This window comes from Sphingomonas abaci, from assembly GCF_014199625.1.
In the GTDB taxonomy this organism is placed as follows: domain Bacteria; phylum Pseudomonadota; class Alphaproteobacteria; order Sphingomonadales; family Sphingomonadaceae; genus Sphingomonas; species Sphingomonas abaci.
On the sequence record NZ_JACHNY010000010.1, the window covers coordinates 43,762 to 56,500 of the forward strand.

19 protein-coding genes are annotated in these 12,739 nt (G+C 65.7%); 12 read left to right on the forward strand and 7 right to left on the reverse strand.

The features are described 5' to 3' along the window. Positions 1–21 precede the first annotated feature (21 nt). Positions 22–318: a hypothetical protein gene (locus GGQ96_RS17760; RefSeq protein WP_041043298.1), complete on the reverse strand. Its 297-nt coding sequence runs from the start codon at positions 316–318 to the stop codon at positions 22–24. A 65-nt stretch (positions 319–383) separates the two neighbouring features. After that, on the reverse strand, positions 384–1,034 hold the full coding sequence (locus GGQ96_RS17765; RefSeq protein ID WP_041043247.1) for a cation efflux transmembrane domain-containing protein: 651 nt from the start codon (positions 1,032–1,034) through the stop codon (positions 384–386). Between the two features lie 72 nt (positions 1,035–1,106). Here GGQ96_RS17765 and GGQ96_RS17770 point away from each other — a divergent pair, with 72 nt between their 5' ends. Both GGQ96_RS17770 and GGQ96_RS17775 read left to right on the forward strand, forming a co-directional pair. After that, positions 1,107–1,496 carry a MerR family transcriptional regulator gene (locus GGQ96_RS17770; RefSeq protein WP_041043248.1) on the forward strand — a complete coding sequence of 130 codons (390 nt, stop codon included), beginning with the start codon at positions 1,107–1,109 and terminating at the stop codon, positions 1,494–1,496. 71 nt (positions 1,497–1,567) lie between these two features. Next, complete coding sequence (locus tag GGQ96_RS17775) at positions 1,568–1,891, forward strand: four-helix bundle copper-binding protein (protein ID WP_201279672.1); 324 nt, start codon at positions 1,568–1,570, stop codon at positions 1,889–1,891. Between the two features lie 36 nt (positions 1,892–1,927). On the opposite strand, the gene copD is transcribed toward GGQ96_RS17775, so the two are convergent. Both copD and copC read right to left on the reverse strand, forming a co-directional pair. Further along, positions 1,928–2,857: a copper homeostasis membrane protein CopD gene (gene copD / locus GGQ96_RS17780; protein WP_184116741.1), complete on the reverse strand. Its 930-nt coding sequence runs from the start codon at positions 2,855–2,857 to the stop codon at positions 1,928–1,930. A gap of 1 nt (position 2,858) precedes the next feature. Continuing rightward, a complete protein-coding gene (gene copC / locus GGQ96_RS17785; RefSeq protein WP_093008123.1) occupies positions 2,859–3,230 on the reverse strand; it encodes a copper homeostasis periplasmic binding protein CopC in 372 nt (123 codons plus the stop codon). 120 nt (positions 3,231–3,350) lie between these two features. Here copC and GGQ96_RS17790 point away from each other — a divergent pair, with 120 nt between their 5' ends. The 9 genes from GGQ96_RS17790 (at position 3,351) to GGQ96_RS17830 (ending at position 10,191) form a co-directional block, all read left to right on the forward strand. Next, the gene (locus GGQ96_RS17790) at positions 3,351–3,623 is read left to right on the forward strand and encodes a hypothetical protein (RefSeq protein WP_093008121.1); all 273 of its coding nucleotides are present in this window, start codon (positions 3,351–3,353) and stop codon (positions 3,621–3,623) included. Then, entirely contained in the window at positions 3,620–4,060 is a 441-nt protein-coding gene (locus GGQ96_RS17795; RefSeq protein WP_041043253.1) for a periplasmic heavy metal sensor, read from the forward strand. The genes GGQ96_RS17790 and GGQ96_RS17795 overlap by 4 nt, the downstream gene beginning before the upstream one ends. Beyond that, entirely contained in the window at positions 4,057–4,626 is a 570-nt protein-coding gene (locus tag GGQ96_RS17800) for an RNA polymerase sigma factor (RefSeq protein ID WP_041043254.1), read from the forward strand. The genes GGQ96_RS17795 and GGQ96_RS17800 overlap by 4 nt, the downstream gene beginning before the upstream one ends. Before the next feature lie 67 nt (positions 4,627–4,693). Next, positions 4,694–6,664 (forward strand): copper resistance system multicopper oxidase, encoded by a 1,971-nt coding sequence (locus GGQ96_RS17805; protein ID WP_184116742.1) that lies wholly within the window; start codon positions 4,694–4,696, stop codon positions 6,662–6,664. Between the two features lie 23 nt (positions 6,665–6,687). Beyond that, on the forward strand, positions 6,688–7,866 hold the full coding sequence (locus tag GGQ96_RS17810; RefSeq protein WP_184116743.1) for a copper resistance protein B: 1,179 nt from the start codon (positions 6,688–6,690) through the stop codon (positions 7,864–7,866). Further along, complete coding sequence (locus GGQ96_RS17815) at positions 7,863–8,594, forward strand: PepSY domain-containing protein (protein ID WP_281392679.1); 732 nt, start codon at positions 7,863–7,865, stop codon at positions 8,592–8,594. The genes GGQ96_RS17810 and GGQ96_RS17815 overlap by 4 nt, the downstream gene beginning before the upstream one ends. A 47-nt stretch (positions 8,595–8,641) precedes the next feature. Next, positions 8,642–9,241 carry a DUF305 domain-containing protein gene (locus tag GGQ96_RS17820; protein WP_197420567.1) on the forward strand — a complete coding sequence of 200 codons (600 nt, stop codon included), beginning with the start codon at positions 8,642–8,644 and terminating at the stop codon, positions 9,239–9,241. A 75-nt stretch (positions 9,242–9,316) separates the two neighbouring features. Continuing rightward, positions 9,317–9,691, forward strand: a complete 375-nt coding sequence (locus GGQ96_RS17825) for a DUF305 domain-containing protein (protein WP_066779343.1) — start codon at positions 9,317–9,319, stop codon at positions 9,689–9,691. Positions 9,692–9,750: 59 nt separating this feature from the next. Beyond that, complete coding sequence (locus GGQ96_RS17830) at positions 9,751–10,191, forward strand: DUF411 domain-containing protein (RefSeq protein ID WP_246360703.1); 441 nt, start codon at positions 9,751–9,753, stop codon at positions 10,189–10,191. Positions 10,192–10,222: 31 nt separating this feature from the next. Here the strand turns inward: GGQ96_RS17830 and GGQ96_RS17835 are convergent, their stop codons facing one another. Then, entirely contained in the window at positions 10,223–10,444 is a 222-nt protein-coding gene (locus tag GGQ96_RS17835; protein WP_058733717.1) for a hypothetical protein, read from the reverse strand. Between the two features lie 415 nt (positions 10,445–10,859). Further along, positions 10,860–11,612: a MauE/DoxX family redox-associated membrane protein gene (locus tag GGQ96_RS17840; protein ID WP_114688884.1), complete on the reverse strand. Its 753-nt coding sequence runs from the start codon at positions 11,610–11,612 to the stop codon at positions 10,860–10,862. Between the two features lie 62 nt (positions 11,613–11,674). Between GGQ96_RS17840 and GGQ96_RS17845 the strand changes: the two genes are divergently transcribed. Further along, a complete protein-coding gene (locus tag GGQ96_RS17845; protein ID WP_041043303.1) occupies positions 11,675–12,082 on the forward strand; it encodes a MerR family transcriptional regulator in 408 nt (135 codons plus the stop codon). Positions 12,083–12,120: 38 nt separating this feature from the next. On the opposite strand, the gene GGQ96_RS17850 is transcribed toward GGQ96_RS17845, so the two are convergent. Continuing rightward, positions 12,121–12,672, reverse strand: a complete 552-nt coding sequence (locus tag GGQ96_RS17850) for a recombinase family protein (RefSeq protein WP_184116744.1) — start codon at positions 12,670–12,672, stop codon at positions 12,121–12,123. Positions 12,673–12,739 lie beyond the last annotated feature (67 nt).

Below are 12,739 nucleotides of genomic sequence, written 5' to 3' on the forward strand. Positions count from 1 at the left end.
AACGCGCGCCCAAATCGGACGTCAGGCTTGCGGAGGCCTCAAATGGACCATGCCAGTGCGGCCATCGAGCGACGCAGAGGCGGAGATTGTCGGCTTGGGCATCGTGAGGACGTGGGTATATTCGATCGTCGTGCGCGCAGGCGCACCAACATCATGCCCGTGACAGTAATTGTGATGGTGCGGGACGTTCTTGTCCGCATCCGACGGAACCTCGTCGATGTCACCGGCGGTATGAACGGTAAACTCAACGCCCGCGATGCTTCCCCCCGCCAAATCGGCGGCATGAGCCATGCCGGAGAAGCTGGTGAGAACCAGCATCAGGCATGTCAGGAGAGGCAAAAAGGCTCGCACGAACCCGCCCTTACCACGGAGAGGTTTCCATGTCATTGCAATAACTCGCGAGCCGGTGCCTTCGCGGCACGCCATGCCGGCCAGGCTTCGCGAAGCACGCGCCATGCCGAGCGCAGGAAAATCGCGGCGATCAATCCGCCGACAATGATGTCCGGCCAAACCGAGCCGGTCAGGCCGACCAATCCGGCAGCCGCGAGAACCCCGACGTTCGACGCGACATCATTGCGCGAGCACTCGAACGTGCTCGACATATTCACATTCTCGCGGCGGAAGCGCCAGAGCAGCGCCAGGCAGATGAGGTTCGCAACCAGCGCGGCGCTGCCAACCCCGAGCATCAAGCCCGATGCCGGAGGAACGCCGTTCGCAATCTTGTCCGCGATCTCGAAAATGACCGCGACGCCGAAAGCCAAGATGATGCCGCCCTTCGCCAGCGCCGCGCCCGCTCCCCAGCGCGCCCCCTGATGCAGTGCATAGAGACTGAGCGCATAGACCACCGCGTCGCCGAACATGTCGACCGAATCCGCCATCAAGGCGGAGGAACGCGCGACAACGCCGCCGCCAAATTCGACCACGAACATCGCGAGATTGATGAGCATCACGATGATTAGCACGCGGCGCTGCTCGGCCTTGCGACCGAGTTCCGCGATCGTGTCGCGTTTCGCTGAGCAACAAGCGTCTGCCATTATCGAAGCTCGATTCGTGGATCAGACGCTCTATATGAACCCTCATCCTACTAGAGGGTCAAGAGGTAAGCGATGAAGATTGGTGAGATCGCGCAGCGGACCGGGCTGAAGGTCGAGACGGTTCGATTCTACGAGGCCGAGGGTCTGATCGCGCCCCCGGAGCGCAGCGGTGGAAACTATCGGCTCTACGGGCAATCGCATCTCGATCGTCTCGCGTTCATCAAACGCTCGCGTGATCTGGGTTTCACCCTCGACCAGGTGCGCGACCTCCTTCGCTTGGCGGACGATCCTCGCGGTTCCTGCGCAGAGGCCGACGCGATAGCTACGGTTCACATTCAGGAGATTGACCGCAAGCTAGCGGACCTTGCTGCGCTCCGTGCTGAGATCGCGCAGTGGGGCGGCGCCTGCACTGCCACGATCATCGCTGATTGCCGCGTCATAGACGCCCTCTCGCACGCTTGAGGGTACAAGTAGCAAGCCGCGTATTACTCTTTGAGCGGGGGCTCACGCGGAGATCACCGATGCACGATCATATGAGCGCCGAGATGCAGGCTTGCATGGACGCCTGCCATCACTGCCACGTCACCTGCCTGTCGATGACCACCCAGCACTGCCTTCAGGTGGGCGGCGCACATGCCGCGCCCGACCACATCAAGATCATGCTCGATTGCGCGCAAATTTGCGCCACCTCACTCGATTTCATGGCGCGCGGGTCCGACCAGCATAAGCTCGTATGCGGCATCTGCGCCCAGATCTGCCGAGCTTGCGCAGAGACCTGCCGCGGGCTCGACGGCATGGAAGAGTGCGTCGCCGCGTGCGAGCGCTGTGCTGATGCATGCGAGAAGATGGCCGCCTGATCGGTGATGGGCGGGTGGCGATCGGCCGCCCGCTCCTCACATCGCCGTTGCGGGGGGCTCGAGCATCCCCAGCCAGGCGACCAGAGCGAGGATCGTGACCGCACAGCTCGTCTCGATCGCGAGGCTGCGCCACAGAGCACCAAGCGCGGCCCGATGATCGCCCGCGGCAACCGAGCGCTCGAAAACCGGCGTCAGCCGGAAACGATTGAGGGAGGCCAGCCCCAGCATCGCGCCGAACAGTACCAGCTTGGCGAGGAGGAGCTGGCCGTAAAGGGTGGTCAGAAGTCTCGGTAAATTGCCGGCACCGACCAGCAGCCAGCCATTGACCAGGCCCGTCACAACGATCGTGCCGACCACGAGCGTGCCGACCAGACCGAAGCCGTGCAACGCCCGGTGGGTCAGTCTGAGATGCGCGACGTCGACGCGAACTGCCGGTCGCACCACGAGCAGCGTCAACCCGAGCAGTGCGCCGACCCAGGCTCCGGCCGCCAACAGATGCAGAATATCGGCCAGCAGATGGACCCAGCCCGTCGCGCCCTCATCCATCGCGCCATGGCCTGTCCAGGCGAGCGTCGCGAGCGCAATGCCCGCCGCGAGCGCCACCATGCCGAGCGGCGCGGTACGTCCTGCCGCGATCAGCGCGGCGATCACGGCCACAATCAGCGCGACCATGCGCGCTTCCCACGCCGTGCCCGTCGCGGAGCCGGTGATCAGCATTCCGATCGCTTCCCAATCGATCGGCCACGCCGGCGCACCTGCCATCGCCGCTGCGAGGAGGACGAGCGCGATGCCGGAAAACAGAAGGCCGAGCAGCCCGGTCCCCACCAGCCAGGGGCGCAAGGCGAGTGCGTCTGCGCGCTCCCCGGCCTTGAGCCCGTAGAGGCTGAACGCCGACAGGCCGAACAGCCCGCTCAACGTCGCATAAAGCGCGAAGCGGACCCCGATCAGCGGCCAGTCGGCGTCCACCTCACTTCACCGCGAAGGCGAAGTTGCCGGACACCCGATGCGTGTCGGCCGAGACGACGTGCCATGCGACGCTGTAGCGGCCCGCACCGAGCGGCGACTTGGGCACCACGACCAGCGTTCGACCGTCGGGTGCAACCTGGGTGGTGGCTGCAACCTTCATCGGCGGGTGCGTGGCGCCGCCATGGCCCGTCATCATCAGGTCCGCGCCAGAGAATTTCGGCATCAGCTTCTCGCTGAACTGCAAAGCGACACGCGCGGGCTTGGCAACGGTCGCGTTGGGCGCGGGTGAGGCCACAACGAGCTTCGGGTGAGCCTGCGCCGCACTGGCGAGGCTCAGGAGAGCGAGGGCGGCAGGAAGGGCGAGACTACGCATGAGGTACTCCGACGAGGTTCGTGCACCCTTCTACGCGGCGCGCTGCCCGACCCCTCACCAGCTGTTGAGGGATGATGGGCAGCGATGCGTATCCGGTGATAGAGGGGCGGAGTGGAAAGCATGGACGATCTAGACAGAGCATTGGCGCGACTAGCGGGCGCACCCGCCCCGGCCGCGTTGGAGGGTATCGAGGACCAGATCCTCGCACGGATCGGCAGCCGCCCCGCCGTGCGCGGGGCCGGGCTCGGGATCGGTGTGATAACCGCCGCGGCGCTCGGTATCGGGATCGTCGGTGCCGAGCTGCCCGCGACGGCAAGCCCTGCTGTCTCGCTCGCGCCGCTCGGCGGAGCCTCCCCCCTCGCTCCTTCCGCGTTGCTGATCGGCGAGCCATGACCTCGACCAAGCGGGTTGTCCTGTGCGCCTTGCTCGCCTTCCTGGCAGCGATTGGTGGTGTCTTTATCGGGCGCGCGCTGCTGCCGCAGCCCAAGCAACCCGGTGCGGCGCTCCACGAGGTGCTGCACCACAAGCTAGCGCTCGATGGCGACCAGCAGGCCCGATTGAAGGTGCTCGAAGACCGGTTCGCGGTGCAACGCCGCGCCCTCGAGCTGGAGATGCGTGCCGCCAATGCCCGCCTTGCCGAGGCGATCGAGGCCGAGCACGGCAATGGTCCGCGGGTGGCCGCTGCGGTCGACCAGAGCCATGCCGCGATGGGCGAGCTGCAGAAGGCGACGCTGGCGCACATCTTCGCCATGCGTCAGCTTCTCCGGCCCGATCAGACCTCTCAATTCGATGACGCGGTGGTGAAGGCGCTCACCGACGGCCAGGGGTGAGCCTCGATTGGACCGCGCTGTCGGATGGCGAACTGGCGACGCTCAGCATCGCCGGCCGACAAGCCGCTTTCGCCGAGATCGTGCGACGCTATCGGCAGCCGATGTTCCGGCTTTCGCGCGCCTTCCTCGGCGATGCCGACGAAGCGCTGGACGTGACGCAGGAAGCGTTTGTGGCCGCGCATCAGGCCTTGTCGCGCTACGACCCCAACCGATCGATGCAGGCGTGGCTAACGACCATCGCCGTCAACAAATGCCGCGATTGGGCGCGTAAGCGTGCCGTGCGCCGGTTTCTGTCGTTCGCGCTGCCGAACGACGAACAGGTCCAGAGCATCGTCGACGAACAGGTGCCGATCGACGACGCAGCCGGCGATCGGCAGGAACTCGATCGTGTGACCCGCGCCATCTCGACCTTGCCCGCGAACCTGAAGGAGCCTTTGGTACTTCGGACGATCGAAGGCCTGAGCCAGGCCGAGACGGCCGAGGTGCTGGGGATCAGCCAGAAGGCGGTCGAAACCCGCCTGTATCGCGCGCGGGCGCGGCTGCTCGAAAAACTCGGGAACCGCTGAGGGCTGGACGGATCGGCCGCGTAGAAGAAGCGACGGCCCTTTCACGGCCCCATTCTTAGGAGCTTGCATGTCGCGCGTTCTCGACCGCCGCCAGGTGCTGCGCGGTGCCAGTCTGGCAGGAGGCGGCCTCGCCTTGTCGGCCTATATGCCGGCATGGGCACAGCCCGTCTCCGCCGGCATCGCCAAGCCGTTGCCCACGGTGTCGGGCGAGGACATCACGCTCAAGGTCGCGCATCAGATGATGATGATCGACGGGCGGCAGAGCCACGCCATCGGCATCAACGGCACCGTGCCCGCGCCGCTCATCCGCTTGCGCGAGGGACAGAACGTCCGCCTCCACGTCGTCAACGAGCTCGACGAGGAAACCTCGATCCACTGGCATGGGCTGCTGCTGCCCTTTCAGATGGACGGGGTGCCGGGGATCGCCTTCCCCGGCATTCCGGCGCGCTCGACCTTCACCTACGAGTTCCCGATCATCCAGAGCGGGACCTACTGGTATCACAGCCATTCCGGGCTTCAGGAGCAGGAGGGACACTACGGCCCGATCCTGATCGATCCGAAGAATCCCGATCCGGTGAAGTTCGACCGGGAGCACGTGATCGTGCTGTCCGACCACAGCTTCCACCACCCGCACTACCTCTTCGATCGGTTGAAGAAGGAGTCGGGCTACTTCAACCGCCAGCGCCAGACCCTGGCCGGGCTTCTCGCCGGCAAGGATCAGTCGCTGAAAGAGCGGTTGGAGTGGGGCAAGATGCGGATGGACCCCGCCGACGTCGCCGACGTCACGGGCTCGGTCTACACCTACCTGGTCAACGGCTACGGCCCCAAGGACAATTGGACCGCGCTATTCCGCCCCGGCGAGCGGGTACGGCTGCGCTTCATCAACGCCTCGTCGATGACCACCTTCAACGTCCGCATACCGGGCCTGCCGATGACGATCGTCGCGGCCGACGGCTTGAACGTGCGCCCGGTCGAGATCGACGAGTTCCAGTTCGGCCCGGCCGAGACCTATGACGCGATCGTCACCCCGCCCGACCTGCGCGCCTATACGCTGGTCGGTGAGAGCATCGATCGCTCCGGCATGGCCCGCGCGACGCTCGCTCCGCGCGAGGGCATGGCGGCCGAGGTGCCCCCGCTCCGCAAGCGCCCGCTCGCGACCATGAAGGACATGGGCATGGGCGGCATGGATCATGGCACGATGGACCACGGCGGCATGAATCATGGCGCCATGGGCGGCGCTGCGGGTTCGATGTCCGGCATGGACCATGCTGCGATGGGGCATGGCGCGGGCACCGGCGCAATGCCGGGTATGGATCATTCCCAAATGAACCACGGCGCGGCCGGCACCGCGGCAGGCGGCATGGCAGGCATGGACCACGGCCAGGCTCAGGGCGGCGCCATGGCCGGTATGGACCATGGCTCCGGCACGATGCCGGCGATGAACGGCGATCAGATGGGCGGGATGGACATGGGCGGCGTGAGCCATTCCATGCGCGATTTCAGCAATGCCCCCGAGGTTAAAAAGGGACCGGGCGTGCAGACCATCTCGCCGATGCCGGTCGATCGGACCGGCGATCCCGGGCAGGGGCTGGAGAATGTCGGGCATCGCGTTCTCACCTATCGCGACCTGATGGCGCTCGACCGCAACCCGGACACACGCGCACCGGAGCGGGAGATCAAGCTCCACCTCACCGGCAACATGGAGCGCTATATGTGGGGCTTCGACGGCGAGAAGCTGTCGGAGAACCCCGACCCGATCACGCTGCTTCACGGCGAGCGGGTACGGGTGACGCTCATCAACGACACGATGATGGGACATCCGATCCACATCCACGGCCACTTCTTCGACCTGGTGACCGGCAAGGGCGCCTACGCCCCCCGAAAGCATACGGTGCTGGTGCAGCCGGGAGGCACGGTGAGCTGGGACGTGACCGGCGAGGAAGGCGACTGGGCCTTCCACTGCCACATGCTCTACCACATGCACGCGGGCATGATGCGCGTTGTCCAGGTCCGCAAGGCCGGGGAGGCCGCGGCGTGATCCGGTCGCTCCTCCTCGCCGGTATGGCGCCGCTCGGCCTTGCGACACCCGCATTCGGGCAGACCATGGACCATTCCATGCACAACATGCCGGGCATGACGATGCCGGCAAAGCCGGCCGCCAAGCCGAAGGCGAAAGCCGCGGCCAAGTCCGCGACTAAGCGTAAGGCTCCCGTCCGATGCACCGCGCCGCGGCGCGCGCAACCGGCGAAGACGCAGGCTGCCGACCCTCATGCCGGGCATGACATGAGCGGGATGCAGGGAATGGATATGAGCGGTCAGCAGCAGGCTGCGCCCACCCAGAACCCGCACGCCGGTCACGATATGTCTGCTATGCCGGGCATGGCAGCATCGACAGGTGCGGGGCAGGACCCGCATGCCGGCCACGACATGAGCACGATGCCGGGCATGGCGATGCCCGGCGATCAGCCCGCTGCCAAGGTCGGAACCGACCTTCCCCCCGGCAACAAGCCCGCTCCCGCTCCGGCCGGGGACCACCTCGCCGATCGTTTCTGGGGCGCGGACGCCATGGCCAGCTCGCGCGAGAACGATCTACGCCGCGAGCATGGCGGAATGACCGTCTATCAGATCCTCTTCAATCTCGCCGAATATCAGGCTCGCAAGGGTGGCGACGGCTATCGCTGGGATGGCGAGGCCTGGATCGGGGGCGACATCAATCGCTTTACGCTAAAGAGCGAGGGCGAAGGCACGTTCGGCAAGCCGCTCGAACAGGCCGAGGTGCAGGCGCTCTACAGCCGCGCGCTCGATCCATACTGGAACCTTCAGGCGGGCGTTCGCTACGACTTCAAGCCCAACCCCTCGCGCACCTACGCGACGGTAGGGATCGAGGGGCTGGCCCCCGGTTGGTTCGAGGTGGAGGGCGCATTGTTCCTCTCCGACAAGGGCGACGTGCTTGGCCGTGCGGAGGGCTATTACGACCAGCGCATCACCAACTGGTTCGTGCTCCAGCCTAGGGTGGAGGCCAATTTCTCCGCGCAGGACGTGCCCGAAACCGGCACCGGCTCCGGGCTCACGGACCTCGAGGCCGGGCTTCGGCTTCGCTACGAGGGCCGGCGCGAGTTCGCGCCCTACATCGGCGTGTCGTGGGAGCGGCAGTTCGGCGACACCGCGCGCTTCACCCGCGCACGCGGTGACAATACGGGCGGCTTCAGCTTCGTCGCGGGCGTGAGGACCTGGTTCTGAGCCCGCGGCTCCGCCTCCATGTCGGGGCAAGCAAGGTTCACCGCTGGCTTGCGCTCCTGATCGGGGCGCAGGCGATCGTCTGGTTCACCAGCGGGCTCGTCATGAGCCTGCTGCCGATCGACACCGTGCATGGCGATCACCGGATCGACCGGAACGTCGAACCGGCCCTGATCGCCACTCAGGATTTCGCGCCCGTCCCTGCCCTTCTCGCATCGGCCGGAGCGCCGGTGCGTCAGCTCCAGCACCGGATGCTGCTGGGGCGGCCGATCGTCGAAGCCCAGCTCGGCGACGGCAAGGTGCGTTTGCTGGACGCCCGCACCGCAAAGCCGCTGCCCCCGGTCGACGGCCCGGCCGCAGCGCTGATCGCAAGGCAGGCGTATCGCGGCGAAACTGGTTCGGCGCCCGTCGTCGAGCGGATCGAGCGCCCCAGCACCGAGTACCGCGGTGCCCTCCCCGCCTGGCGTGCTTCCTTCCCCGACACCGACGGAACCCGCATCTACGTCGCGGCGGAGACTGGCCGGCTGACATCGGTGCGAACCGGCACGTGGCGGCTCTACGACTTCTTCTGGGGACTCCACATCATGGATTGGACCGAGCACGAACGGTTCAACACGCCGTGGCTCAACGCCTTCGCAGCGGGGGGACTCGTGTTCGCCGTCGCCGGGGCAATCCTGCTCTTCATGCGCTGGCCCCGTCGACGCCGCAGAAAAGCTCAAGGGGTCCGCTAGAGAGCCGCGTATCCTTCAGTGGGTGGGGCCGAACAGGAGAGCGCGACATGGACCACGACCCCAATTCCAAACAGGGCGGCGCTATGGGGATGAGCTACGGGCGCTTCGCCGCGATGATCGTGACGTCGACGGTCGTGATGTTCGGCCTCATGTATCTCAACACTTACGCGCTGAGCCACGTCGAATACAGCCAGACCAGGACATGGATGGCGATCGTTATGGGCGCCGTGATGGCGCTCATCATGATCGGCTTCATGTGGAGCATGTACCCCAACCGGAAGGCCAATCTCGGCATCGTGGCGGCCTCGATCGTGGTGTTCGCCGGCGCCTTGTGGCTTGTCCGCAGCCAGGAGACGGTCGGCGACGTCGCGTATATGAAGGCCATGATCCCGCATCACTCGATCGCGATCATGACCAGCGAGCGAGCGCACATCAAAGACCCCGAGGTGCGCAAGCTCGCAGACGGGATCATCGACGCCCAGGTCCGCGAGATCGCGCAGATGAAGCGCTACATCGCTCGGCTCGAGGCGCACCCGACGCCCGATAATGCGCCCGACCTCCCCTCCTATCGCGACAAGCAGGTGCCTCCCCCGCCCCCCGAAACCGACGAGAGCGTCGGCATCAACACGCTTCAGCCGATCCGCTGAGCAACATCGCTTGAGGGCTAATCGTTTGAAGCCCGTATCCCTGTTGAGCGGGGGCTTTGACGCAGGAGCGACACGATGAAGAAGATGATGATTTTGGCCGTCGCGGCCGCCCTCGGCGCGGTCCCCGCGGTCGCCCAGATGCAGGGCATGGACCATTCCGGCATGAACCATGGGCAGATGATGCGGCCGACGCCGGCGAACCCGTACCCGCAGGCCGAGATGGACATGCATCAGAAGATGATGTCGGCGATGGGTGCGGATGCCACCGAGACGTGGGTCCGCAAGATGGTCGAGCACCACCGTGGCGGCATCGCCATGTCGCGTATCGTGCTGCGCGAAACCAAGGATCCCAAGGTTCGCCAGATGGCCACCAAGACGATCGCAGAGCAGACCCGCGAGATCGGCGAGTTGAACGCCTGGCTGCGGGCGCATGGCAAGAGCGCCCAGTAATCGACTATCGTCCCTCCCCCCGTCACCGTGCGGGGGGATGGCCACCCGGGAACTCAGATATGGATCGCTTTCGCCTTCTCGCCGCCGCGCTGGCGTGCGCTACCCCTGCGGGGGCTCTCGCTGCAGGTCCCGTCCTGATGCATCGCGACCCGGGTTGCCCCTGTTGCGAGAAATGGGCGCAGCAGGTGAAGGCGCAGTTCGGCCGCGCCGTCCGCGTCGTCGACGATGCGAACCGGCCGGCGTTCATGAAGGCACGCGGTGTACCTCAGGACCTCGCCTCGTGTCACACTGCCATCATCGACGGTATGACCTTCGAGGGCCACGTCCCGATCGCCGACATGAAGCGCGCCCTTGCCACGCATCCGAAGGGCGTCACCGGCCTCGCTGTCGTCGGAATGCCGATGGGCTCACCCGGCATGGAAATGCCGGGCATGAAGGCCCAGGCCTATGACGTGATCGCGTTTGGGCTGAGCGGCCGCAGAGTGTTCGCCCGCCATTGAAAAAGGGAGGCGCGAACGCCTCCCTCTCCGCTTACTTCTTCTGCATGCCCGACATGTCGTGACCGGCGTGCTCGCCGTGCTTCATGTCCTTCATGTCGGCGCAACAATCCTTCTTCGCGCCGTCCTTGTCCTTGCAGCAGTCGGCGCCATCCTTGCAGCACTCCTTCCCGGCGCAGCAGTCAGCGGCGGCAAAGGCCGTGGCGGGAACGAGAGCGAGCGCGATGGCCGCGCCGATGAACTTGATGGTCTTCATGTGTAATTTTCCTCGAATGCACTGATTGATTGGAATCCACGTCGATCAGGCGGTTCGAGGAGGTGGCGGCGCAGGACCGCCCGAGCGACCAACAAGGGCATGAGGCTCGGGTGCGGGCAGGTTCGTCCGCACGGCGAGCTGCGGCGCGGGAGACGTGTGAACGTCGAGGACCGTCGCGATGCAGGCTCCTACGCAGTCCACCGAAGGGGCCTTTTTCACGGGCGTGGGCGGCGCTCGATCGCAATCGGCCATTCCGGCATGCGCCTCCGCAGGCGGAGCAGCCTGCGCGATGGCCTCGCACATTGGGCCCATCCGCACGAACAGCATCGCGCCCAGCAGGAGCAGCGCGAGTGTGCGGGCGAGGCGGCCGAAGCTCATGCGGCCCTTCTAGGCTGCGCCGGGACGCTGCACCAGATCAGTGCGCGACGCCCAGCACCATCCAGATCGCCATGGCGACCATCATCACGTTCTCGGTGAGCGACAGGAAGCCCAGCGGCACATTGCTGTCACCGCCCACGCACGCGCATTTCAGCTCGCGCTTGTCGACATACACGGCCTTGACGACCGAGACCGCCCCGATCGTCCCGATCACCAGCGCGATCGGCACCGACAACCAGGTCAATACGCCGGCCGCCATCAGCACGCCCGCCGCGCCTTCCGCGTAGGGGTAGATATAGGAGTATGGCACCCAGCGCTTCGCGAGCAAGTCGTAGTTGAGGAACATGGTCGCGAACTTCTCGACGTTCTGGAGCTTCAACAGCGCCAGCACACACATGGAGAAGGCGATGAACCACTCACCGGCGCGTACCGTGAAGGGTGTGCCGAGCACGGCATAGCTGGCCGCCAGCGCCATTAATGCCGTCATCGCGAACACAACCGCGACCGGCCGGTAGGTCACCGCCTTGGGGTCGGCCACGGTCTTGCCGAAAAACCGGCGCAGATCGTCGTAGCCGCCTACCCGCTCGCCACCGATGAAGGTCTGGGGTGTCGTTTTGACCCCGTGCTCGGCTTTGAATGCGTCGGTTTCCTCGCGCGTCGTCAGCCAATGGTCCTCGACCTCGTAGCCGCGTCGGTGCAGCAGGTCCTTTGCCTTCAAGCCGTAGGGGCAGGTGTGCGTCGGCATCACCATGCGGTAGATCGTTGCCTTCTTGGGCGCCGCGGTCGCCATGTTCTTCTCCACCATGTTCGCGACACCTATATAGGGGCCGTACTATGGTACGGAGTCAAGGCATGGCCGACGTGACAATTGCGGGGCTCGCGCGCGAGGGCGGCGTCGGTGTAGAAACGGTCCGCTATTATCAGCGCAGAGGGTTGCTCGAGACGCCGGAGAGGCCTGAAGGATCGGGCTCGAATGGCGGTATTCGCCGCTACACAGCAGACGATGTTCGCCGGCTCCGGTTCATCCGATCGGCGCAGGCCGCTGGCTTCACGTTGGAGCAGATCGGAGAACTGGTGGCGCTGGACGCGACCGACGATCGCGCTCGGGCACGCCAGCTTGCCAACGAGCGGATCGCGGCGCTGGATGCGAAGATCCAGGAGCTGAAGCGCGTGCGCGCATCACTCCAGCGGCTTGCTCATGAATGTGGGTCGGGCTCGGAAGGCCCCTGCCCCATTCTAACCGCGTTCGACGCCGACTGATCCGGTCGGTGCTATACCCCTTCCGCGCTGATCGCCTCTTATTCCGGCGCGGGAAGGTGGCGGTAGAGTGTCGGGACCGAGACGCCGATCGCCGGCGCGATCTCGCGCATCGGCATTCCGGAGGCCAGGAGCTTGCGGGCGGCCTCGAGCCGCTTGGGCGTCATCACTGTCTTGCGGCCGCCTACCCTGCCCTCGCGCTTCGCCACCATCAGTGCGGCCGTCGTGCGCTCGCGGTTCAGGTCCCGCTCCATTTCCGCCATGGCCGCCATGATGTGGAAGACGAGCTTGCCGGCGGTGCCGGCGGTATCGATCCCGTCCGTCAGCGAGCGGAAGCCGATACCCCGCTCCGCCAGCTCGGCCGCAAGATCGACCAGGCCTTTCATCGTCCGGCCGAGCCGGTCGAGCTTCCAGACCACCAGCACGTCGCCGGCGCGAGCGTGTGACAGGGCATCGGCCAAGCCGATCCGGTTCGCCTTCGCACCGCTCGCCTTGTCGCTGAAGGTCCGCTCACACCCCGCTTCGCGTATTGCGTCGAGTTGCGGCGTCAGATCCTGTTCGGGGGTCGACACCCGCGCATAGCCGATCAGCATGGCACCTTCTCAAAACTCATCTCACGTGCCTAACACGACCAACCGCAATCGAGAATGTGTTTTGATA

Excerpts from the sequence above, each read along its gene's own strand:
- GGQ96_RS17840 (WP_114688884.1), bottom strand. The coding sequence starts at position 11,612 with ATGGCGACCGCGGCGCCCAAGAAGGCAACGATCTACCGCATGGTGATG.
- GGQ96_RS17845 (WP_041043303.1), top strand. The coding sequence starts at position 11,675 with ATGGCCGACGTGACAATTGCGGGGCTCGCGCGCGAGGGCGGCGTCGGT.
- GGQ96_RS17830 (WP_246360703.1), top strand. The coding sequence starts at position 9,751 with ATGGATCGCTTTCGCCTTCTCGCCGCCGCGCTGGCGTGCGCTACCCCT.
- GGQ96_RS17810 (WP_184116743.1), top strand. The coding sequence starts at position 6,688 with ATGGCGCCGCTCGGCCTTGCGACACCCGCATTCGGGCAGACCATGGAC.
- GGQ96_RS17825 (WP_066779343.1), top strand. The coding sequence starts at position 9,317 with ATGAAGAAGATGATGATTTTGGCCGTCGCGGCCGCCCTCGGCGCGGTC.
- GGQ96_RS17760 (WP_041043298.1), bottom strand. The coding sequence starts at position 318 with ATGCTGGTTCTCACCAGCTTCTCCGGCATGGCTCATGCCGCCGATTTG.
- GGQ96_RS17850 (WP_184116744.1), bottom strand. The coding sequence starts at position 12,672 with ATGCTGATCGGCTATGCGCGGGTGTCGACCCCCGAACAGGATCTGACG.
- GGQ96_RS17775 (WP_201279672.1), top strand. The coding sequence starts at position 1,568 with ATGAGCGCCGAGATGCAGGCTTGCATGGACGCCTGCCATCACTGCCAC.
- GGQ96_RS17820 (WP_197420567.1), top strand. The coding sequence starts at position 8,642 with ATGGACCACGACCCCAATTCCAAACAGGGCGGCGCTATGGGGATGAGC.
- copC (WP_093008123.1), bottom strand. The coding sequence starts at position 3,230 with ATGCGTAGTCTCGCCCTTCCTGCCGCCCTCGCTCTCCTGAGCCTCGCC.
- GGQ96_RS17770 (WP_041043248.1), top strand. The coding sequence starts at position 1,107 with ATGAAGATTGGTGAGATCGCGCAGCGGACCGGGCTGAAGGTCGAGACG.
- GGQ96_RS17790 (WP_093008121.1), top strand. The coding sequence starts at position 3,351 with ATGGACGATCTAGACAGAGCATTGGCGCGACTAGCGGGCGCACCCGCC.
- GGQ96_RS17765 (WP_041043247.1), bottom strand. The coding sequence starts at position 1,034 with ATGGCAGACGCTTGTTGCTCAGCGAAACGCGACACGATCGCGGAACTC.
- GGQ96_RS17835 (WP_058733717.1), bottom strand. The coding sequence starts at position 10,444 with ATGAAGACCATCAAGTTCATCGGCGCGGCCATCGCGCTCGCTCTCGTT.
- GGQ96_RS17805 (WP_184116742.1), top strand. The coding sequence starts at position 4,694 with ATGTCGCGCGTTCTCGACCGCCGCCAGGTGCTGCGCGGTGCCAGTCTG.
- GGQ96_RS17795 (WP_041043253.1), top strand. The coding sequence starts at position 3,620 with ATGACCTCGACCAAGCGGGTTGTCCTGTGCGCCTTGCTCGCCTTCCTG.